19 protein-coding genes and 4 pseudogenes are annotated in these 21,772 nt (G+C 60.0%); 16 read left to right on the top strand and 7 right to left on the bottom strand.

Features of this window, described 5'->3' with window-relative positions; genetic code table 11:
- Positions 1–182: 182 nt before the first annotated feature.
- Positions 183–1,220, bottom strand: coding sequence for an RHE_PE00001 family protein (locus DDF70_RS38835; RefSeq protein ID WP_281024392.1), 1,038 nt, complete (start codon positions 1,218–1,220; stop codon positions 183–185).
- Between the two features lie 796 nt (positions 1,221–2,016).
- On the opposite strand from DDF70_RS38835, the gene DDF70_RS26065 reads away from it, so the two are divergent.
- From DDF70_RS26065 to DDF70_RS26055, 3 genes are all read left to right on the top strand, one after another.
- Positions 2,017–2,928 (top strand): ABC transporter substrate-binding protein, encoded by a 912-nt coding sequence (locus DDF70_RS26065; RefSeq protein WP_162820675.1) that lies wholly within the window; start codon positions 2,017–2,019, stop codon positions 2,926–2,928.
- 139 nt (positions 2,929–3,067) lie between these two features.
- Positions 3,068–4,270 carry an adenylate/guanylate cyclase domain-containing protein gene (locus DDF70_RS26060; RefSeq protein WP_114947665.1) on the top strand — a complete coding sequence of 401 codons (1,203 nt, stop codon included), beginning with the start codon at positions 3,068–3,070 and terminating at the stop codon, positions 4,268–4,270.
- Positions 4,271–4,357: 87 nt separating this feature from the next.
- Complete coding sequence (locus tag DDF70_RS26055) at positions 4,358–4,597, top strand: DUF6894 family protein (protein WP_114947664.1); 240 nt, start codon at positions 4,358–4,360, stop codon at positions 4,595–4,597.
- 22 nt (positions 4,598–4,619) lie between these two features.
- Here the strand turns inward: DDF70_RS26055 and DDF70_RS26050 are convergent, their stop codons facing one another.
- Positions 4,620–5,588 (bottom strand): IS5 family transposase, encoded by a 969-nt coding sequence (locus DDF70_RS26050; RefSeq protein ID WP_114947675.1) that lies wholly within the window; start codon positions 5,586–5,588, stop codon positions 4,620–4,622.
- A 919-nt stretch (positions 5,589–6,507) separates the two neighbouring features.
- Between DDF70_RS26050 and DDF70_RS36950 the strand changes: the two genes are divergently transcribed.
- The 4 genes and pseudogenes from DDF70_RS36950 to DDF70_RS26030 all read left to right on the top strand — a co-directional run.
- Entirely contained in the window at positions 6,508–7,824 is a 1,317-nt protein-coding gene (locus tag DDF70_RS36950; protein ID WP_205772486.1) for a hypothetical protein, read from the top strand.
- 304 nt (positions 7,825–8,128) lie between these two features.
- Positions 8,129–9,376: a WD40/YVTN/BNR-like repeat-containing protein gene (locus DDF70_RS36945; protein WP_162820669.1), complete on the top strand. Its 1,248-nt coding sequence runs from the start codon at positions 8,129–8,131 to the stop codon at positions 9,374–9,376.
- A gap of 240 nt (positions 9,377–9,616) precedes the next feature.
- A pseudogene (locus DDF70_RS39315) lies at positions 9,617–9,865 on the top strand (calcium-binding protein); the annotation flags it as partial.
- A gap of 35 nt (positions 9,866–9,900) precedes the next feature.
- A pseudogene (locus DDF70_RS26030) lies at positions 9,901–10,209 on the top strand (M10 family metallopeptidase C-terminal domain-containing protein); the annotation flags it as partial.
- Positions 10,210–10,438: 229 nt separating this feature from the next.
- Here the strand turns inward: DDF70_RS26030 and DDF70_RS26025 are convergent.
- A pseudogene (locus DDF70_RS26025) lies at positions 10,439–11,280 on the bottom strand (IS5 family transposase).
- A 468-nt stretch (positions 11,281–11,748) separates the two neighbouring features.
- Between DDF70_RS26025 and DDF70_RS26020 the strand changes: the two are divergent.
- Genes DDF70_RS26020 through DDF70_RS26010 form a run of 3 tightly spaced genes read left to right on the top strand, consistent with a single transcriptional unit; the run spans position 11,749 to position 13,535 of the window.
- A complete protein-coding gene (locus DDF70_RS26020; RefSeq protein WP_162820672.1) occupies positions 11,749–12,741 on the top strand; it encodes a hypothetical protein in 993 nt (330 codons plus the stop codon).
- Positions 12,738–13,022 carry a hypothetical protein gene (locus DDF70_RS26015; protein ID WP_114947657.1) on the top strand — a complete coding sequence of 95 codons (285 nt, stop codon included), beginning with the start codon at positions 12,738–12,740 and terminating at the stop codon, positions 13,020–13,022. The genes DDF70_RS26020 and DDF70_RS26015 overlap by 4 nt, the downstream gene beginning before the upstream one ends.
- 45 nt (positions 13,023–13,067) lie before the next feature.
- Complete coding sequence (locus DDF70_RS26010) at positions 13,068–13,535, top strand: hypothetical protein (RefSeq protein WP_162820671.1); 468 nt, start codon at positions 13,068–13,070, stop codon at positions 13,533–13,535.
- Between the two features lie 80 nt (positions 13,536–13,615).
- Here DDF70_RS26010 and DDF70_RS26005 read toward each other — a convergent pair whose 3' ends face one another.
- Positions 13,616–14,296: a recombinase family protein gene (locus tag DDF70_RS26005; protein WP_114947655.1), complete on the bottom strand. Its 681-nt coding sequence runs from the start codon at positions 14,294–14,296 to the stop codon at positions 13,616–13,618.
- A gap of 98 nt (positions 14,297–14,394) precedes the next feature.
- On the opposite strand from DDF70_RS26005, the gene DDF70_RS26000 reads away from it, so the two are divergent.
- From DDF70_RS26000 to DDF70_RS25985, 4 genes are all read left to right on the top strand, one after another.
- Positions 14,395–15,852, top strand: coding sequence for an ADP-ribosylglycohydrolase family protein (locus tag DDF70_RS26000; RefSeq protein ID WP_114947654.1), 1,458 nt, complete (start codon positions 14,395–14,397; stop codon positions 15,850–15,852).
- A 75-nt stretch (positions 15,853–15,927) separates the two neighbouring features.
- Entirely contained in the window at positions 15,928–16,692 is a 765-nt protein-coding gene (locus DDF70_RS25995; RefSeq protein ID WP_205772485.1) for a hypothetical protein, read from the top strand.
- A gap of 81 nt (positions 16,693–16,773) precedes the next feature.
- Positions 16,774–17,013 carry a hypothetical protein gene (locus tag DDF70_RS25990; protein ID WP_114947652.1) on the top strand — a complete coding sequence of 80 codons (240 nt, stop codon included), beginning with the start codon at positions 16,774–16,776 and terminating at the stop codon, positions 17,011–17,013.
- Between the two features lie 118 nt (positions 17,014–17,131).
- Positions 17,132–17,416, top strand: a complete 285-nt coding sequence (locus tag DDF70_RS25985) for a hypothetical protein (protein WP_114947651.1) — start codon at positions 17,132–17,134, stop codon at positions 17,414–17,416.
- Between the two features lie 198 nt (positions 17,417–17,614).
- On the opposite strand, the pseudogene DDF70_RS25980 reads toward DDF70_RS25985, so the two are convergent.
- Positions 17,615–17,947: pseudogene (locus DDF70_RS25980) on the bottom strand (adenylate/guanylate cyclase domain-containing protein); the annotation flags it as partial.
- A gap of 89 nt (positions 17,948–18,036) precedes the next feature.
- The gene (locus DDF70_RS25975) at positions 18,037–18,528 is read right to left on the bottom strand and encodes a GNAT family N-acetyltransferase (RefSeq protein ID WP_114947649.1); all 492 of its coding nucleotides are present in this window, start codon (positions 18,526–18,528) and stop codon (positions 18,037–18,039) included.
- 314 nt (positions 18,529–18,842) lie between these two features.
- Here DDF70_RS25975 and DDF70_RS25970 point away from each other — a divergent pair, with 314 nt between their 5' ends.
- Together DDF70_RS25970 and DDF70_RS25965 are read left to right on the top strand one after the other, a co-directional pair.
- Entirely contained in the window at positions 18,843–20,012 is a 1,170-nt protein-coding gene (locus DDF70_RS25970; protein ID WP_245435654.1) for a YncE family protein, read from the top strand.
- A gap of 374 nt (positions 20,013–20,386) precedes the next feature.
- Positions 20,387–21,070, top strand: a complete 684-nt coding sequence (locus DDF70_RS25965; RefSeq protein ID WP_114947648.1) for a DJ-1/PfpI family protein — start codon at positions 20,387–20,389, stop codon at positions 21,068–21,070.
- 174 nt (positions 21,071–21,244) lie between these two features.
- Here DDF70_RS25965 and DDF70_RS25960 read toward each other — a convergent pair.
- Positions 21,245–21,772 (bottom strand): transposase (locus tag DDF70_RS25960; RefSeq protein WP_170316122.1); only part of this gene is annotated, 528 nt, incomplete at its 5' end.

The raw sequence follows: 21,772 nt of genomic DNA, 5'->3' as shown, positions 1-21,772 counted from the left end.
ACTTCAACGACATCTGTGCATCACAGGCCAGGATCTGGCCCTGATCGGAGTAAGCCAGAGAAGCCTCTGGAAAGCCATTCGACAAAGGAAATGGGGTAAATGATCGCGCCCAGATCGGAAGCGGTGAGAGCCTTGGCGCACGTCGTGTTGTAAAACTCGTCCCGGGGCACGTTGGGCCGCCCTTATACGATGCCCCATGCTCGGTAACGGGTTCGGCCGGTCAGCTCCCGCGGAAGAGCGCCGCCCAATTGCGCCAGCATCAGATCCACTGCCTTGGGGGTCACCTTCAACAGTTTGGCGCCGAGCGGCACCGTCACCAGCGGACGTGATAGGAACAGGTCGACCAACTCCGGCAGTTTCGAGTTGGATCGGGTCTTGGCGGTGACCCGCCCCATGAGATCACGTGCTAGGATCAGCCTCTCCAGATCCTTGTTCGCGATCTCCAATGCCTCCTCGATGACACTGCAAAAGCCATCGAGTTTCTCCTTTGCCCCTTCCCTGCCCTGTGGACGGAACTTCGACTGCTTGAACCCTGCCGCCAGCGGCAAGAGATGGTTCGTTATCCCTCGCGCTCGCAGGATCGAGGCGGCCATCGTCAGCCCCAACCACGGCAAGCGGGTGTAGAGGTTAAGATCGAGCCAGACATTCCAAGCGGCGGACGCCGCCGCAATGGCCGGCCAGTGGTTCGTGCGCTTCACGAAACCAAGCCACAAGTCCTCGGCTTCTGCCTCGTCCTGATCGGGGTCATACACCAGGTGCGACCGGCTCTTCGGCAGCGGAGTTTCACCTGCCAGTACCCTCGTGGTGCGATCCAGCACCGCGTCGATTTCGGCAAAGTGCGCCTTCCACAGGTCTGCATCATTGGCAACGGCCGGATAGGCCTCTTCATCATCCGGATCAGGCCGCCTGCGTTTCGATGTCGTCGGCGCTTTCGTACCGATCCCGCCGACACCCCTCAGAGCCGCTAGTCCGTCGAAAGAAACCGGCCAGGGCGCTTTCCTCGCCATCGCAGTCCGCCGAGCTCTGATAGCCGCTGCCGCCCGAGTGAGTTCATGCGTCGGGCTCCGAACGTCCATTCCGGCGTCATGGAGAACCAGATCGCCGACATCGACCAAATAGCCATCGAGCATAAGAGCTCGGACGGCTTCGGTCATATCGCAACGGGACTGCCAGCCGGCAGAGAGGCCTGACGCCTCTAAACAAGCGTCAAAGCGAACAATGGCGATCGTCAGCTGCTCGGGGCCAGCGCAAGATCTGTGTCTGGTTGAGCGCTTAGGTAGAACGGATTGGGAACCTCTCAGGCGTGAATTGAAGCCTGATCCTCAATGTGAGGGGACATCACATCGACGCACATCGGGTAACCGTTGATCCTTCTGCCTAATCTTTCTGCGAAGCCTTTCTACGCAGAGCCACTCGCTCCAGCCGATCCACCGGGCCGCTGCATCCTTCCTGTCAACGTGCCCACAGAGCTATATGGCTACTTAAGCACCTGAACCGAACCGTATTAGGCCGTTCATTAGCTCGACAGGCCTGCTTGAGAGGGCACGTTCCTGCTACGTACTCCGTTAGCGCTCAATCGGGAGCAGATCTTGCGCTGATCCCTACACCGCAAGCATACACCTCCCGCTCGAACTGCGCGAGGGAACAGCACTCGCGCGTGAAAGCCGACCCTACGCAATTTACGGAACGTTGCAGCACTCGGCAGCAAAGGCCATCAGCTCTCCATCAAGTCTCGGAATTGGAGATGAGCTTGGCCCAAGGCAACATGTGGGCCGACGTACTGGCACTCCCAACCTGACATAAGGGGATGAAAGCGCAGCGGGAATTTCAGCGGACCTGGACATCTGCTAGACTACCGGCTTGGTCCACCCAGGTGGCCATACGATCCACCAGGATGTCGAGCGAGGGGGATCATCCATGCCGAATGGGGGAGCCCGCCCTGGGGCGCTTGGGTGCATGAGCATCCGCCTCTTGCCCTTTTTGGTGATCGTCTCTGCCTTAGTCTCCTTGATGGCAGTGGCTCAACAGGTTCGGACCTGGCGCATCGGTTATCTCATGGATCGATCCGGCCCTGTCGCCTTTGATGAAGCCTTTGTGCAGGGACTGCGCGAGAATGGCTATGTCGTAGGCCAGAACGTTACGATCGAGTATCGCTGGACCGAGGGCCAAAGCGCGCGGCTGCCCGCGCTTGCGAATGATCTGGTGAGCCAGAGGGTCGATGTGATCGTCACGGCGGGAGCCGCATCCGTGAAGGCGCTGAAGGCGGCGACAGCGACGATCCCGATCGTTATGGCGAGCAGCCAGGATGCCGTGGCGGATGGACTGGTCGCGAGTCTTGCACACCCCGGTGGCAATGTGACGGGCCGCTCGGTCTATGGCCCTGAGTTGACGCCCAAGCGCCTCGAACTGCTCAAGGCGGCTCTCCCAGGGCTGTCTCGTGTCGGGATCTTGTGGAACTCCCAAAATCCCGGAGGACTGAACCAGTTCCGGGAAGCGGAGGCGGCCGGACAATCGCTCGGAATTCATATCGTGTCCCTCAACACCCGCTTTCCCGATGATCTGGAACCAGTTATGGCGCAAGCGGCCCGGGCTGGAGCCACGGCCGTTCTGACACTCTCCGACAGTTCGACGATCACCTTTCGTGCGGAGATCGCGGCGGCGGCCCAACGGCATCGCTTGGCAACGATGTTCTCGAACGCGGCCTATCTCGCAGGCGGCGGTCTGATGAGCTATGGGCCTGATCTCGTTGAAACCTTCCGTCTGGCAGCAGGTCACGTCGACAAGATCCTCAAGGGCGCCAAGCCCGCGGACCTTCCAGTCGAACAGCCGAGCCGGTTTGAATTTGTCATCAATATGAAGGCGGCGGAGCAACTCGGCCTCACGATCCCACCCGCCTTGCTTCTCCAGGCCGACAAGCTGATCGACTGACGCCCCAATGACGACATGATCCACCACAGACCGGGTTGTGTCGTCATGGGTCTGGCCAGATAATCGTCAGGAGCGCTCCAACCGAGCGTAGCTGTAACTGAATCCTTCCGGCATCGGCAACGCACAGGTGTGATACGCCATGCCTCATCAGCGGATCCTGGACTTCGATATCCTCGAATTCACCACTTGGCTGGTCGGCACGGCCCGCGTAGCTCTCTCCCCAGTCGAGATCGTCACCCAAACCTGTGATCGGCTCGTGGCCGCTGGGATCCCGCTCTGGCGGGTGCGGGTCGGGCAGCGGCTGATCAATCCCTTGCTCAGCGCCTGGGGCGTGATCTGGATGCGCGGGACGGGAGGCACGGACTACACTGTCCCTCGCAGTGTCCTGGCCACGAGTTCCTACACCGGTAGCCCCTTCGAACATGTCGTCAAGACACGAACCCGCTTCTACCGCTCCCTGCGAGATCTCGATCCCACCTATGACCATCCAGTGCTCCTTGAGCTCGCTGCGGATGGCAGCACCGATTATCTGGCCCTCCCGATCGTCTATGGGGATGGGTCGGTACAAGGATCCTCGTTCACAACCGATGCTCCCAGCGGCTTCACTCCGGAGACCATCGCGCTGATCGAAAAGCTTAGTCCCTTTTTAGCGGCCGCGCTGGAGCCAGCCGCAATGCGCCGGTCTGCCGAGAGCCTGCTGCGGACCTATCTGGGCGACGGCCCTGCCGAGCGCATTGCCGCTGGCGCCATCCGCCGCGGTGATCAAGTGGCCATCGAAGCCGCCGTGCTGCTGACTGACCTGCGCGGTTACACCCTTCTGTCGGAACACCTGCCTCCCGATGAACTCCTGGAGCGCCTGGGCCAATACCAGGAGGTGGTCGTCACGGCGGTGCGGGCCGAGGGCGGGGACGTGCTGAAGTTCATCGGCGACGGCGTGCTGGCCATCTTTCCGGTTGAGGATGGCGAACGGGAGAAGGCGAGCGGTCGCGCGCGTCGTGCCCTGGAGGCCGCCCTGTTCGAAGCCGAGCAGATCGGAGGGCTGCGGTTTGTCGGCTGCCTGCATGTCGGCTCCGTGATTTACGGCAATATTGGCAGCCCGGACCGGCTCGACTTCACGGTGGTGGGGCCCACGGTCAACTTTGTCTGCCGGCTGGAGGCGGTTGCCAAGAGCACGAACTCTGCCGCGGTGTGTTCCGGGGAGGTGGCGGCCTGCTTTCCAGCGGACACCACAAGGCGGCTCGGAACCTTCACGCTACAGGGGATTCCGGACGAGCAGGCGGTCTTCGAACTGATCGCACCGGACCGAGAGCCTTGGGAGGACCAAGGGCGGGCCCCGAGATAAAGCCCAGAACGGGGCCCGGAACTTAATCTGGTTGATGGCGGAGCGTCCAACAGCGGCGCACAACAGCGCTGGCCCGAGGAACAGACCATGCCGCGCTACATTTTCAATGCATCCAGTGGCATCTGCTTTGTGCAGGAGTTCGAGATCCACCATCTCCCGGATCTGGAGACCGCCTGTCACGAGGCTCACCGGGTTGCCAGACACTTTCGCGCTTACCTGCCCCGCAACATTCGACAGGAGAACCTGACGATCGAGATTGTGGAGGAGATGGGCCAAGAGTTTGCGGTATTGCGGGGCTGTGTTGCACGGATCGGTTGGTGGAGGTAGTGATCCCGCCCCAAGCCTTTGCTTAAGCGATGCGGACGGACTTCGGGCGTCCAAGCTCAAGCATGCGGTTCAGGGCAGCAATGGCGATGGCAACCTCCGTCTTGCGACGGCGGTCCGTTCGTGAACGCAAGGCGTCGCCGATCACCCGTTTAAGCCAGCCGATAGCTGACTCCACGAGGGCACGGCGAGTGTACCCGGATGCCTTCTGCCAGCCGATGCGTCCATGCTCCGCGATGCTTTGGAGATGCCGGTCGCGCTGGGTCGGAGCGGTCTCCCCATCCTCGCTCAGCACGGCCGTTGATCGGGGTGGAACGATGACTTCAGCCTCAGGATGGTGCTTGCCGACGGTGCCGTAGACACCCGCTTGATCGTAGGCTCCATCACCGATGAAGGAGGCGAGTGGAGCTGCAATCTGGTCGAGCAACAGTTCCACTTGCGAGCCATCATCGACATCGCTCGCAGTCAGCTCTGATACAAGGATCTGCCCGGTCTCCGCATCGACCCCAATGTGCAGCTTGCGCCAGGATCGGCGTCTGCGGGTGCCGTGCTTCTCAATCAGCCATTCGCCAGGCCCACAGAGCCGCAGGCCGGTGCTGTCCACCAGCAGGTGAACGGGTCCTCTGGAGCGTGAACATGGCTTTGGGACCTCCAGGGTCTCGGCACGGCGGCTCAGGGTTGAGTGATCCGGCACCGCCAGATCCAGACCCAAGAGATGGAGGATTGAGCCAATCAGACCCTCCGTCTGACGCAGCGCCAAGCGGAACACTGCTCGTAAGGTCAGGGCTGTCCTGATCGCCAGGGCTGAGTAATGCGGCTGACCACCGCGCGTTCTGCGCGGCTCAGCCCGCCAGGCTGCAATCGCTTCCTCAGTGAACCAGATCGTGAGGCTTCCGCGCTGGCGCAGGGCTGCATCGTATTCCGCCCAGTTCGTCACCTGGTGCCGCTGCTTCGGGATGTGGTGACGGCGAGCAGCGTTGGCTTTGAATGGCACGACAGGCATCCGAGATCAGGGGCCCGCTCTCCTATGCCATCCCGGTCCGGCCGCCAAAGCGCCTATTCGTGCAACAAGGTGTCGCCCGGCCCAAGAACCTGCCGCTGCGCCCGCCGTTCAAACCCTCCGGCATGGAGAAATCCAGCCGCCCCCTGCCGATCCCGTCCGTCCCAAGCGCGGCGCCAAACGGGGCCGGAACAAGAGCTGGTCTCAATGACACGTTTAGTGCGAACGGATCAGCAACCTCTTTGATAAGGTGCTTGCAGAGTAATTACTCAACGTGAAGCCCGAGGCTACTCTCATGGTTTTGGAAGGGCGATCGCAACTTAACTTTAGATCACTGGATAGCGCTCAAGATGCCTATGCTCCCGCTTCGCAGGGGACAGGGTCCGTCAGCCCAACTGTGCGAGCCCTGTGCGCCTTTGCACGCCAACGCTGCACTAACTCAGAATGAGAATGGGAACGTTCTGTAAAAGGCCTTAGATTAGGCACCGATAAGCGCTTATCTAAAACTACCCACTTAGCATCCCGACTGTTTTCGTAATGGGAGGGCGTTATGGTAGTACAACGTTTAAGTCGCTCCGCTGCGCCTCGAAACCCTCGGGACAGCTCCCAAGCCGGTGCAGCACGAATTCCTGCTCAATTCCGTGTTCTTGAGGATGGTACGCTGCGTCTTGTGGTACGCCTGCCGTCCAGCGAAACGGTCCTTGAGAGCTCAGTAAATTGTGCTCGTATACTCCGGCGCTCCAAGGACAGGATACGAGAGGCCACAGCAGGCCCCTCCGCGAGGGCCGCTGCTCACGTTGTCACCTTCCTCGATATCAACGCAGGAAGCGTAGTGCGAACTGCCTCCACCCGCTTCTCAGATCGAACGGAACGACAGGATCGGCTTGAACTTGTCGGTTCAGAATTCAAGAGAATGGCTCATTGGCAATTCGCAGACGGAACGAGCGCTCGCGCCGATTACAACCGCGACGGCAGAACCCTGCAGTACTTCGATCAGAACGGTTCTCCAGCCGGTCACTTTGTGACCTCTATTCAGACGTTGCCCACGGGATTTTTGAGCAAAACCGAGGCTATGGAGGACGGAGGGCGAGAGCATATCATTATTGGACCTAAGACACTGCAGCCCGGTAGCTATACGATTATCGGGCCCGCGTTAGTGAGTAAAGGTTATGGCCAACAAACCAACGATCCGGGACCCGATGTTTATGTGACAGGGCGAATAGACATCGATGGATCGAGCGCATTCTCCTACGTCCGGCCCCTTAATCCATCGACGACCAGCACCGGCTACGTGAATATCGGGAGTGACGGGTCTGTTTATGGACATTACAGTATCATCACACAAGGCTCCGACGGCCAAACTAAAATCACAACTGATAACGTCTGGAAGGACAGCGGCGGTGGGGTAACGAATGAAAGCCACGGGGAAGCCGGGACTAATCCAGAAGGCGGCTTCTACAGCATGACCTCCTCCTACGACAGGACAACAGGCGAGAGCCAACGATCAAGCTGGGGAGCCGACGGACAAGGCAACGAAAGTGAGACGACGATTACTTACCACGCCGACGGGAGCTTCACGATCCGAACCGTTTCGAAGGATGCCGATGGGAATACGAGCGGTGGTGAGCAAAGCTACGACAAGGACGGCAATCCTATCGATGGCGGGGGCAACGAGGGTGGAGGTGGCCAAGACACTGGCAGCGGCAGCGGAACTAATGGCGGCAACGATGGAAATGAGGGCCAAGGCGGTGGCACCGAGGGCGGCGGAGGGGGTGGCGGCGACACCGATGGCGGCGGGGGCGATGGCACCGAAGGTGGTGGAGGAGGTGGCACCGAGGGCGGCGGAGGACCTGATGACACTTCACGCCCGTCAGATGATGGCCCCGACGAAAGTCCTCCAACGTGGCAAACCAAAACTCTCGATCGCGCTTTCACAACTTGGATTGGTGACCAGTTAGGCCCGCTTGGCGGATCGTATAAAATCCCTCCACCACCCGGGGACTTGGGCGACCCCGTCCCTATGCTCAGGATCTTGTGCGAGGACGATATCCAGGGGCGAACTACAACTCAGACCAGCGCCCAACCCGACGACACCTTCGACCTGAGACCATTCCTCATCCACGAGCGGGATATCGAAGATGATCCCCGTGCACTGGTCGCGGCTTTCGCCAAAATCGCAACCACGATGCAGACGGCGAAACTGCAGCAACTCGCTGAAATATTAGCCTGAACTGATGCCCATGACGCAACTGCCATCGCACTTCGTATTTGGACTTCGCTGAAATCACAGGTGTTGAGCAAAGGCCAAATCAGTGGCTGACATAGCCCAGAACAGGGCCAATCAGAAAGCCAAGGATGCCGCTGACCGGGCCGCTGGCTAGGCAGCAATTTAATTAAAAACCAATACGAATTGTTGCGGTATGTGCTCCTCAGCACAGCCTTAGATTCAGGAATGCTCTAAGTTTCCGCGACTTAGACGCGTGTGCATATCTCAACGATATTGGTAGTCGGGGGCTGTCTAGAGGAGCCCAGCCATGCAAGACACTGCTCACAAAGCTTTGCGTCAGCCTGTGCATGAAGCATTGCACGACCTCCTTGAGCCCTATCGCCCAGTTTCCCCGCCTTGGGTCATGGACCAGCAGAAGTTTTTACCCAACGAAGAGTACAAATGGCAGCGGGTTCCTGTTGGAGCCCACAATCCGTTCCCCAAGGTAACGGATGTTGCCGTGAACTCTATGTTCAACCCCGCACTAAATGTTTTGCTGACTGGGGAAGACGGGCATCTTTGGGTGGCTAATCTCTATGTTCCCGAAACCATTCAGTCCCTTGGTGGGAACGGCTTTCGGCGGGTCGCCGTCGGTCAGAACGGTAAGAATGTGAAGTGCCTGGACATGAGCGGCATTCTCTGGGCACTAGGAGCATCAGGCAATTGGATTCAGACGCAAAGCCAAATTGTTGGACCTCTTGATGATGTCATGGTCGATGGAAACGACGTTTGGCTCACAGGGACGAATGGAACAATTTGGACGACGAAGGATGGAACCAATTACCAAGATGGGACGGTGTTGATTGGGTTCCAGAGGCTTGCCGTAGGAGCGGACGGGTCGATTTGGGGCATCGGCACAAGCGGCCTACTTTGTTGGTATGAACGTTCTACGCGCACATGGTACCCGAGCAACGGCTCCGGGATGGAAGATTTGTCAGTCAGCTACGAGGGAGTAATTTGGCTGGTGAGCAAAACCGGGCAGGTCTGGACAACAACGGACGGCAAGACGTTCAATCCGACTCCTGGAACAGACTTCCGTCGGATAGCTGTGGGCCGATATGGCATAGCATACGGCGTAAAAACTGATGGAAGCCTGTGGATGTGGGCTCCGGCCCCTGGGGCACCTCCCCCGACAGGCGGCGGGTCTGGAGGTGGTGCGGGTGGTACAGGCGGCGGCTCTGGGGGCGGTTCTGGTACTGGTGGAGGCAGCACTACGACTAAGAAGCCAACTATCACGTGCACCACGACCCCGCCCGACAACTTCAAAATCACGGGCTCCGATTTCCTCCCAAACGCGAAGGTCAACCTCAGAGGCGCCAACATCATCAACAATCAAGTCAACAACGTCTTTTGGTCGACACAGTCAAACTCGACCGGAGGTATAGATTACACGCTACAAATTCCTTGCGTTCCAGGAGTGCAGATATCCTTCTCGGCCAATGATGGCCGGTCTGATCCGAATGACCTGACTGGGACATTGTGGAGCAACACAGTCACAAGCTCCTGTCCCGCATGAAGAGTGAGGTGAACAGAGGAGGCTCTTTCGCCCTTGCTTACATCCGATGCTTCGGTCCTGCACCACACGCTTGGCAACTAAGCGGAGTGCATCGAACCGCTTGCCTCTGAACAGCAGCAAGAAAAACCCCGTCCGGGGTAGAGCCGGACGGGGTCCTGTGTTGTTTTGACCTAAACGCTGGCAACGAACTCATCCAGGATGAGCTGCTTGTCCGCCCATCCGCTTGATCGGTAGCGCTCGATGATTGCTTCGACCAGTTCCGAGCGTCGGGTGACTGATCAGAGTGGCGCCAGCATGGACCAGACTCTGGCCGTTGTGCTTCAGGATGTCGCCAGCGAAACCATGGCGGGGACGCTCGAAAACGACATCCTTGTGGGAGGCTCGGGGATTGATCGGCTCTCAGGCGGGTCGGGCAATGACCTTCTGGCTGGCGGAGCTGGCAAGGATGTCCTGAACGGCAGCGATGGCGACGGCCGGCTCATCGGCGGCCTGGGTCAGGACGCCCTGATCCAGGCCGAGGCAAGGACGTATTCGTGTTCGCCAACAAGGACACCAGCGCCTCCAAGAGCACGGCTGACTACATCACGGACTTCTCCGGCAAACTCGGGGATCGGATTGACCTCAGTGCGATCGATGCGAACGTGAAGAAGGGTGGCAATCAGGCCTTCAGCTTCATTGGCACAAATGGGTTCACCGCAGCCGGTCAGGTCCGGTACGAGAAGACGAGCAAGGACACTTACATCTTCCTGAACACCGACACGGACTCGACTGCGGAGGGAGTCATCCGCCTGAAGGGAGCAATCGACCTGCAGAAGGGCTGGTTCGTGCTGTAGGTCCCGCATCGGCAGTCAGAGCCGCCATAACGAGCGCCCGCCGAAGCACAAGCTCCGGCGGGCTCGCGGTCAATGTTTACCCGCACATGCTTCGATCCACGCCCCGTGAAGGGGCGACGCCGCGCTTGAAGACCCGGCCGTCGTACTCAGTCGTATTTCGATCCACGCCCTCGCGGGGAGGGCGACGCGCTGCGCCTTGCCGCCGTCCCTAAGAGTCTGTCCGAGCGATTCATGAGCTTTGACAAAGCCTTGCGATCCTGCGGGTCATGAGCCGGATCATGGCGAGTTGCACGAACGCCAGCTGCGTGCGCGTGAGATTCTCAAAATCCTTGACCAGCCGGCGGCAGCGGCCGAGCCAGCCGAAGGTTCTCTCGACAATCCACCGCTTCGCAACCACCACGAAGCCTTTGGCTGCATCCGAACGCTTGACAATCTCCAGAACCACCTTGCCGGTCCGTTTCGCGGCCGCGGCTGTTGCTGCGCCGCTGTAGGCGCCGTCGGCAAACAGGCGCTCCAGGAACACGAACACGCGCCGCACACTCTTCAGAAGCGGCAGAAAGCCGTCCCGGTCCTGCACGTCGGCCGGTGTCACATTCAGTCCCAGCATCAGGCCCAGTGTGTCGACGATGAGGTGACGCTTCTTGCCTTTGACTTTCTTGGCCGAGTCATAGCCGATCGGATCGATAGGCCTCCCCCTTTTTCGGCGCTCTTGACGCTCTGGCTGTCGACGATCGCGGCGGTGGGACCGGCCTGGCGTCCCTCAAGTTCGCGGACCTGCTGGTAGAGCGCGAAGTGCAGGCGGTCGAGCACGCCATCGCAATGCCAGCGCACGAACCAGCCGTGCACGGTGCTGCGCGGCGGCAGGTCTCTGGGCAAAGCCCGCCATTGGCAGCCTGTGCTCAAGACGTACAGAACGGCATTGAGGATCTCGCGCAAGCGCTCCGGGGCTGGACCGGACTTCGTGCGACGGCGCAGAAACGGTCGCACCAGATCCCATTCGGCATCCGTCAGGTCGCTCGGGTAGCGCAAACCTGTGCGAGCGTAGAGACCTCGGCTCTCTGGGGTCCACATGGGCGCCTCCGCAAATCGTCGCCAACCAGTGAATCACAAGTCATTGCTCGGATTCAACTTTCACTCGGACAGGCTCTAAGTCTATAGCCTGTTCAAGGACAGGGCGAGGGCCAACGGACGAGGTCTGCTCCTGAAAGATCTTCTCGCACCCGAGAGCCTGAAGGTCCCGCAATAGGGTCCCTAGGCTAGCCTCGTGCTCCACGGTGGAGGTGCGCGTATCCGATCAGCATGAGAGCCCTTGTCGCTCCAATAGCATCATAGAGATACGACACGGTTTCGTTCCAAGAATCAAAAACTACTCAAATGGAACAAGAAAGAAGGGATGGCGGAACGTTCCAGAAGGGCAGGCCTCATTGCAACGGAGTTCGTCTGCTCCATCAAGTGAGAGCGGCCACAGACGGTTCTGGATTCCGATGCCGTTTTGCCATCGGAACCAAGCTTGCCTCCCAACCTCAAAAATATGCTAATATGAAAAATCTTTGCGTACTGCATCTTGCCGAGACCAGCTCATTGTGCCAAAAAGACTTATACGCAAACATGCAGCATGGATATCACATGGATCGCTTCACCAAAGACCAGATGTTCGACGAACTCCGCACCATCTTCCTGTTCGAGGCCGACCACATCCTCATGGGAGCCGGCGAAGAAATGGCGGAGCGCTTTATCGGCTTCCCGCTTGGCGGCGAAACTGAGTTCCTGGCACTATCGCCCTCAAAGGTTGATCTGAGCCGCTTCACAATCGCTGGCTCGTTTGATCGTGGGTATGACTACGCGTTCCGTCCCAGCCTTACGAACACCTTGGATGAGAGCGAGGTCCAAGACCTCGTCGTCTTCATGCTCGGCACACCGCGTACAGGCGGTATCGGCTCTGGTGGGACACAGCACCGTTTCATGACCGCGGACGGCTACTGTCAGACAGTGGCGGATACAGTCTTGGCCCGCTGGAAACTGGAATGGGATGTCCGTATGCGCCACGAGTTTACGACGCGGGACCTCGCCCTGCTGGCCAACATGACCGAAGGTGCCGTGCGCAACGCGATGGCCGATAAGACCGAGAACGGGCTGCGAGCAAGCCCTGGTGTGAAGCCTGTTCGGGTCGAGTACGATGAGGCCAAACGCTGGCTCTCCAATCGGCGAGGGTTCATTCCCACGCCTTCCCGCCCCAGGGAAGATGCTGTCCTGCACGAGATGGTGGCTGCTGCTAAAACCACAAAGGATCTTGGTCAGGTTATCCGAAGGCGGAGCTACGTCTTCGACATCAACAATCCGCCCGACCTTGCATCGGCTGGTTTCACTGCGGAGGAGATCAAGGCATGGGAAGATGGCTCTTTCGAATTCGACGTCGGAAAGGCAGCGAGGCTTGCTGAAGAGCTCGATCTTGATCCGCCATTGTTCGTCGGCAAGGCACTCGAGGTCAGCTTGCGCCGCAACTGCCCCGTGACTGAAGGAGGTCAGGCATGAACGCGGAAGCCCTGACCCTCCATGCCCAGGAGCGCCTGCAGCAGCGAGCGATCCCGCCCCTGGTCATCATCCTGCTGGAGCAGTGCGGTTCACTCATCCGCTGCTGCGGCGCCGACCGGCTGATTTTTGACAAGGCTGCCCTCAAGCGCCTGAAGCGGCACCTCGGAGGCGAGCGCAATCTGCGCGTGATCGAGCGCTGGCTCGATGTCTACGCTGTCCTCGGCGATAACGGCCAACTGATCACCGTTGCCCGCCAGTCGCGCCGCTTTTGGCGCGACTGACCCTTCCACCCATCCATTACTGTCTAACAGAGAGACTCGTCCGCCATGGATAAGACGTCATCGACCATGCTTGAGTTGTTTCAGCGCATGCACGAATGCGAAAAGACCCTGTGGTCCCGTTACCACCTCAAGGATCAGGGTCAGTATGCGGCGCTGCTCGTCGCCAGAGCGCTCGGGGCATGCGTTGTCGCCAATGGCGTCAACCAGGGCTACGACCTCGAGCACCCCCGCTACGGCCGCATCGAGGTGCGGTCGCGGCGTTATCCGCTCGACGGCCGCCGCGAGGACCGCGCTCAGGTGCCCTCGAGCAAGCAGGGGCTGTTCGATCACTTCGCCCACATTGTGCTCGATCAGGACTTTACGGTAGCCGGAGCGTATCTGGCCCCCCACGATGCCATCGACGCCCATGTGGGCAAGAGCAAACAGCGCTACGTCCGGTTCGCCGACGGAGCCGCTCTGCCGCAGGCCGTAGACATCACCGCCGATGTCCGTGCTGTGCAGACGGGCCTCTGACCGAGACCCGTCCCGCCAATCTGCCGGACTGTGTTTATGGTGTCTGCCCTCCGGGTTGAGCTCAACAAAGCGAGGGCAGATTAGCCTCCACCCTGCGAAATCAGCTTATTGATGGCATGTTTGACGGTGTCGGGTGTCCACGGCAGTCCCGTCTTCGTGGGAACACCCAAGTCGTTCAGATATTCGGCTATTGTGCGATTGCGGCCGCGACCCTCCGGCACTCTATCTAAGATTGCGGGCAGAGCCATGGGAATCGCCATCTGGCGCCACGCATCGCTGGCCTTATCCAATTCACGCCAATCCCTGAAATGCACTGCCGGCTCGAAGTCCTCACCATCAATTTTCCAGGGGATCGGATCCAGCGCTTCGCTCCGGATGTCCAGAGCGTGGATGAGGTCGTGCAAGCGCCGGTGCGAGCGCCATCCATCGTTTCGACCAAAGTCCACCCAAAGGAGGGTCGCAATGCCCTCCTTGCAGGGCTTTAGCCGCCGTAGAAGCGGGTGATCTTTCTTCTCTTTTCCATCCGACTCCTTGAGCCGGACGACATAGTCACGACTCGGTTCGAGCAGGACAACCTCATCAACAAATATGCCTCTTCTCTCCCGCACATATCGCTCCGCGAGCACGCGCTGATACCGGATGGTACGGCTCTGGCGTGCCGCCTCGTCCGGATCCGCCGACAGCTCAGTGAACCCTGCCCACTTGACTGGGTAGGTCCAGTAAAACCCCACAAACTGCGGCCGGTCTGCATCGTCCTGCATGCGCTCCTCATCCCAAACTGGGAAAAAATCAAACGGTCGGTCTCTCGTGCGATCTTTCGATCATACTGCGAAGCATAGCAACAAAGACGGAGAACACCATGAGCTCCCCCCTTCGCATCGCTGAAATCTCCACCGGCCGCGCTGGCGGCCTGATCGGTATCACCTTCGCGCCCGGCAAGAAGCAGGTAAGCGCCTACAGCGGCGTCCACGATCGCGACCTTTCTCAGGACCTCGACACGATCGCCGCCTGGGGCGCCGCCGCGGTCGTCACGCTTGTGACCGCCCGCGAGCTCATCGACCTTAAAATCCCTACCCTTGGCGATGAAGTCCGCAGCCGCTTCATGGAATGGCACCACCTGCCCATCGAGGACTGGCATGCGCCGGATGCCGCCTTTGAGGCGACCTGGCCCGCGAGCTCCCGACGCCTGCGGACGCTGCTGGAGACTGGCAATCGGGTCCTCGTCCACTGCAAGGGCGGACTGGGCCGGGCCGGGATGATCACTGCCCGTCTGCTTGTCGAGATGGGTGCGCATCCCGAGCAGGCTATGGCCGATGTGCGGGCAGCCCGCAGCCCCCTCGCCATCGAGAACGTGGCGCAGGAGGAGTGGGTACGCCGGGGCACGAAGATCCTTGATCGGGTTGATGTGAGCCAGGCGGCTGTACGCGACCGCGCCGTGGGCGCGCTCGTCGGCCTCGCCGTCGGAGACGCAGTGGGCACGACGCTCGAGTTCAGAGCCAAGCCGCCTCGGGCGGTGCTGTTTGACTTGGTCGGCGGCGGTCCCTTCCGCCTCGAACCCGGGCAGTTTACAGACGACACCTCGATGAGCCTCGCGCTGGCCGACAGTCTGATGGCCGATCCGAACCTCGACACGCACGACCTGATGAACCGCTTCGTACGTTGGTGGCAGAACGGGGAGAACAGCGTCACCGGTGAGTGCTTTGACATCGGCATCACCACTGCACAGGCCCTGCGGCGCTTCGAGATAACCGGGGATCCGCTCGCTGGGTCCACGGATCCAGACAAGGCTGGCAACGGCTCGATCATGCGTTTGGCCCCGGTGGCGGTGCGCCACTGGGCTGACCGGGAGCGGCTGCTCCGCGTGGCGCGGGACCAATCGCGCACCACGCACGGCGCCGCTGCGGCGGTGACGTCCTGCGAAATTTTGGCAGAATTGCTCGCTGATGCGATCGCCGGACAGCCGTTGTCGCATCTGATCAGCGGAGATGCGGCACGCCGGGTCACCGGCTTCTGGCCCGGCCAGCCGCGGGACGAGGTGCGTGGCACGGGGTACGTGGTGGCCTGTCTGCACGCGGCGCTCTGGGCAGTGTCACACACCTCGAGCTTCCGGGATGCGGTGCTGCTCGCTGCCAATCTGGGTGAGGATGCGGACACCACCGCGGCCGTCGCCGGCCAGATCGCAGGGGCCCTCTACGGCCTTTCGGGAATTCCCACAGACTGGCTCGACCGCCTTGCCTGGCGTGGGATGATTGAAAGCAAGGCCGAGTGCCTGTTTCGGGCGAGCCTGGCCGCCGCGTGCGAGGAAGATGCGGCCTGATCGGCGTCCGGTCCCGCATGCGAGACCATGCTGCGGGACCACCCGCAATCGGGAAAATTTCGGACACCCCGTCTCGTGCATGATCTTTCGATCATGTCGCGACGGGTCACAGGCACCTTGGAGGAAAACAACATGACAACGACACATCACATCACAGGATTGCAGGTCGGTATGGGCACGGTGCGAGACAGCGCACACAGCGGCGTTCTGGACGCTTGGAGGATGAATGAAACCAGGAAGCATCCGGCACTCATTGCATATGGCGCGAAAACGCTTTCACAAAACTTTCCGCTCGCTCTTGTTGTCGGCCGGGAACCGCAGGTGGACGAGGAGGTCGCCGCAGGCGTTGGCTCCTACGACTTTACGGCCCATCCGCGGTGCGCGTTCTGGAACATTGCATACCGCCTGATGGCCAGGAGCACTGGCCAGCCGGAATTCGGTACAGCGGCATTCAAGCAAGAGTGCGTCCAGCGCAAGGCGTCACCTATCCTCTTTGCAGACGCTCTCCCGATTGGCCTGTCGAACAGGAACGACGCACGAGCTAAGCATCTCCAGCGTTCGGAGGTCTCAGACGAGGCCGCTGACCGGCATGTAAAGGGTATCTTTGAGCTAGACATCATGAAACGCGTGCAGCTCGTGATCCTCTCAGGCCATCAAGCCCCTCAATTCCAGTACGCAACGAACGCCTATCGCGAGCATCTCAGGAAGGCAGGCAAGCCCTTCATCGAGACCGCATTCCTCTACCCAACGAACAGCCGCAAGATCGAAGCGCAGATCGAACAGGCGAACGGATGGAGGAGCCTTCGGGCACTTCTGGTCGAGTTCCGCAACGCTCTATGAGCCGGCAGCTCATGCAACGTGAGCGAGGCCCGCTAACCTCTGCCTGACACGCGGACACCCCAACAAAGCGGAGAACCGACCATGACGGACGACACCAACCAGAAACTGAAGGAAATCAAGCGAGCCCTCTACGGCTATCACTACGCCCTGGACTTGCATGAGGACGCCAATGTCGCCGTCAGGCGGGCGATCGATAAGGTCCAGGAAATCCTGGGCTACCCGTGGGTGCCCGGCGCTGTGCTAGAGGATCGCCGCCGACGCTTCACATGGGAAACCGGCGATCTTGTCACTGTGGAGAGGAGGGACAGCAAGGGGAGCTAAACTCCTCCTTATGCCCGAGACACCACCGGCTCGTGGAGCCTACCAGAAGTGCAAGAAGACAAGGGGCAGCCTCATCTCGCCTGCACGTCGCTCAAAACCCAAGAGAGAAGGAGAAGACATGCGCACAGCGTTGTGGTTGATCTGGTTCTTCGTCTCCAGGAAGATCGCGTATCTCATGATCTTCGGCGTGTGGCTGTTTGCCGGCATTCTGTGTCTGGTCGGCGGCCCGGGCAGACCGGCTCCGCCCGACATCTGGGCTCTTTATTGGCTGCTCGGGACGATTGCTCTGATCCCGCTCGTTATCTGGTACACGATCTACAACATCGGGATTTTCATTCGGAAAGTCAGACAGGGATCAATCCAGTTGGTCCAGTTTGCCCATAGGGAGCTACGTAAAGGTTGATTGAGGTGGCTTCGTTAAACTCGTTGGCTCGGAAGGGTCCGATGGCGAGGGCTCCTCAGGAGTGTTGTGCTCATCGCGTGGTCGAGAAATCGGATCTTGCGATAACCCACATAAGATCGGCCACCGCCGGCTGATGCTATCCACATCGATTTCGTGATCATGCGGAGTAGGCAATTAATTTGTCGGAGTAAAGGTGCCTTCAACGATAACGTCACCGACGTTGATGCCGATCCGCAGAACAATCGCTTGAGCCTCAGGGCGGTTCTTGTTGGCGTCAGCCATTCGCTCCTGCAACTCGGCCGCACACTGAACGGCGTTCACGGCACTACTGAACTCAACCAGCACGCCGTCGCCCATCATTTTCACGAGCCGGCCATGGTACTGCGCAATCAGAGGGCGGACGACATCGCGCCACCGCATGCGGAGCGCTGTCAGCGTACCAGCTTCGTCCTGCTCCATAGACTGGCTGTATCCGACCACGTCGGCAGCCAGGATGGCAGCAAGGCGGCGTTCAACAGGTTCTCCGGCCATGGACAAGCCTGGTTGCAAGGGCGCTGACGATCATATTGCCCCGTCTGCGCCCATCCATCAATCAGCCGCTGGCCAAAGACTAAGCTCACTCAGCCTCCCCCCAGGCGATCCCTCAGGTCCAGGATCATGTTATGATGTGATAGACACCCATCTTCGAAGGCGTTCCCAATAACCTCAAAGCCCATCGCCTGATAGAAAGGGATGATGGGGTCCTGCGCCGCGAGCCGGACATGGGTAATTTCAGTGCGATCGCCAATTTCGGCCAGGATATGAGCCATCAGCCGCCAGCCAATGCCCCTTCCTCGGGCCTCCTCAAGGACGGCAAGTCGCTCGACCTTGGCTGTGCCAGAAGTATACGGGCGCCATCTGACCGTTCCGACCGGCACTCCACCAGCAAGAGCTAAATAGTGTCGACAGGTGTCCTCGTGTTCGTCGATCTCCCGTTCGGCCGGGATGTTCTGGCCGAAGACAAACACCCGCGTCCTGATCTGAACGCACTGTGCGTGGCGGAGGCGAGTGTCTGCCTCAATGATCTCGAAGTCGGCAGGAGCGCTGTGCGCCGTGTCGTTGACTGAGGACATGAGCCGGGATCCAGTTTGGAGGCAAGGCGGCCGGAGATCGACTCACCATCCGCTCCCGCCAATGCCCTACTATTGGTAGCAGCGATGTTGGGTAACGGCGATAACAGCAATGGCTGTGCTTCAAACAAAGTATGTAGCTTCTGCACCTTCCAAAGTCAGACTAGGGTCAAACCATGATGGTCCCGCTGCTGCACGAACGGCAGCTCTGACCGCCGAAGCCGACACTGCTCAGGCAGGGAGTACTCCCCCAAAGCTCTCGTGGACCACAGCTGAGCCATCTACACTCAAACACACAAAATCAGGAGGGTCCGCGCATGCGCCAAAGTCTGTGGCTTCTCTCCCTCGGCGTCTCGATGTTCTCCAGCGCGGTCCAAGCCGCCCCTTACATGATCGTGGGCAATGACGAAAAGCTCGTCTGGGACGACCAAGGTAAGCCCGTCCTCTCTCCCGCAGGCCGTGACAGCATCTTGATCATCGACCTAGCAGATCCTGAGATGCCGAAGATCAGCGCCAGTCTGCCCATCAAGAACTCCATTGTGGGTCCGCCGGTCAATGTGGCTCTCACCCCTGATGGGGCCCTTGCCCTCGTCGCAGACTCGATCGACGTGACCAAGGAAGGCGAGGCCCTGAAGCAGGTGCCCGACAGCAAAGTCCATGTCATTGACCTCAAGGCAGACCCGCCCCGCATTGTCACATCCTTGAGCCTCGGCAAGCAGCCCTCAGGTCTCGACATATCAGCCAAAGGCGACATGGCCCTTGTCGCCAACCGCGGGGAAGGCACGGTGAGTCTGCTGTCGATCAGTGGCACACAGGTGACCCTCACCGACACTGTCGCACTCGGGTCGCCTTCTGATCAGGTGGCCGCTGTGGCGTTTACTCCGGACGGCCGCAGGGCGCTTGCGGTCAAGTTTGCGAGCCATAAGGTGTCTGTGATTGAAATCCAGGATGGCAAGCTTGCCTACAACAAGCTTGACCTGCCGACTGGACCCTGGCCCTACAATGTCGCAGTGGCGCCGTCTGGCCAGGTCGCCCTCACGGCCGACAATGGCAATGCCGGGGCGTCGGATGGCAGTGTCGACACGGTGAGCGTTGTTGACTTGGAGGCAAGCCCTCCCCGCATTGTGGACCGCGTGGTCGTAGGGGACGGCCCTGAGGGACTGGCGATCAGTCCGCAAGGTGATCTGGGGGCAGCCGCAATCCTGCGCGGCGGCAACTCGGCCAAGACAGCCTTTTTCTACAGCCCCGTCGGTTCGGTCACGATCCTGAAGATTGACGGCAAGCACGTGACTCGCCTCAAGGATATCGAGGTAGGCGGTTTACCGGAGCCGGTCTGCTTCACGCCGGATGGTCGGTATCTGTATGTCGGCAACTATCTCGACCAGGACTTCTCGATCCTCAAAGTGGAGGGCGCCGAGGTGACGGACACCGGCAAGCGCTTCAAGGTCCCCGGCCATCCGGCATCCGCCCGCATGAGTGCTCGCTAACTGAGGCGCTGGGGCTGATCTTCCAGCACGGTTTGAAGACCTGTTAGGATCATAAACCGCTACCGCGGTAGGATATGCTGGCTCTGTCTGTGAATCCGCATTGAAGGTCGACCGCTCGCGAGGGAAGCACAACATCTTGGTTTAACAGCGCAAAATAGGAGATTCGGCGGGATCATCATCGGCGCCGATGATGATCCCGCCGACGCTATGAATTCGCCAGCAAAGCCGTGCACTTAATGGCTGTCGGCGCGAGGGTTAGCATTCAATGCTGCCCCACATAGGAGCACCAGAAGCAGTCCTTACGAACTGTCTGCGCGAGCCATCCTCATGCTATATTTCCCGTCGGATCGCACGACCACGGACGGGAGAGCGAAATGACACGACGGGTCGCCGTTCTGTTGTTCGACAACGTAGAAGTCATGGACTTCGCGGGTCCTTTCGAAGTGTTCGGAGTAGCAGGGCAATGGGAAGGTAAGCGCCTCTTCGACATCTACACTGTCGCCCGGGAAAGCAAGCCCGTCTTGGCCCGGAACAACCTCAGCATCAATCCGGACTACAGCTTCCGCGACTGCCCCACCATGGACATCCTTGTCGTTCCAGGAGGCTTCGGAACGCGTCGGGAGAAGCATAATCCCTCAGTTATGGACTTCATTCGCCAGCATACTGGGCAGGCGGAGCGGGTTCTGTCCGTCTGCTCGGGCGCCCTGCTGCTGGCCAAGGCCGGCCTCCTGGATGGGCTGCATGCGACCACACATCGTGGCGCCCTTACGGAACTCCAAGAGGATGCTCCGACGGCGAATGTTCTTCCGGATGTAAGGATCGTCGACAACGGGAAGATTGTCCTCTCGGCTGGCATTTCCGCCGGGATCGACGCGGCACTCTACCTCGTCGCCGAGTTGCATGGGCTTGAACAGGCAACCGAGACGGCAACGCACATGGAGTATGATTGGCGGCATCAGCCGAACCCAGCCAATCCGGCTATTCACATTGCAAAGGCTTCTTCGGAGGCGGCCGCACCGTCAATGGAGTCTCCCAGCTTGAATGTCATGCCTCAATAGGTTTAGGCATTGCACCCAAATCCATTTGGGGCGGGGCTGCTGCTCGACCGCATCTGGACGAGGTGCAGAGTATTCTGATCTTGGCAGTTGTGATAATCTCAGGCCAGGCTGGTGCCGTCGCGAGCTGTGTTGAAATTCGGGTGGCGCGATCTCCGGCATGAACATCGTATTGGGTCAGGCGGCGAGGTCAATCGTCTCCTTTGCGGCTGATGCTTGCGTGAGTGTCTTCCAGCCATCGACCTTGCGCATGGTGATCTGACCTGATGCGAGCAGAGCCCAGAACAGCATGGCGGCGGTGGCAGCCGAGGGCAGCACCGTCTGGGTTTTGATCCGCCGCTTGAACTCCTCGTGCAGCCGTTCGATGGCATTGGTGGTGCGGGCCGACTTCCATTGCGAGGACGGCAGCGTCGTGAAAGCAAACAGCGCCTCGCCCGCCTCCTCCAGGCTGTCCGCCACCGCCCGATGCCGCAGCCGCCATTTGCGGAGAAAGGCCTGGCGGCGCTCCTCAATTTCCTCGGCCGTGGCGGCATAGATCATGTCGGTGTAGTCCGCCGTGATCGCGTCGTAGAGACGCTTGGGCGCATGGGCGAGCAGGTTGCGGTGCTTATGCACCGTGCCGCGCTGCAGGGGCACACCCTCCCACACGGCCGCGAGCGCCTGCTCCAGGCCCGGCGCGCCATCCACGATGACAAAGGCTGGCCG

Source organism: Microvirga calopogonii (genome assembly GCF_003347665.1).
Lineage (GTDB): Bacteria > Pseudomonadota > Alphaproteobacteria > Rhizobiales > Beijerinckiaceae > Microvirga > Microvirga calopogonii.
The sequence above is the reverse complement of the archived record's forward strand: the minus strand, read 5'-3'. Positions and strand labels throughout refer to the sequence as shown.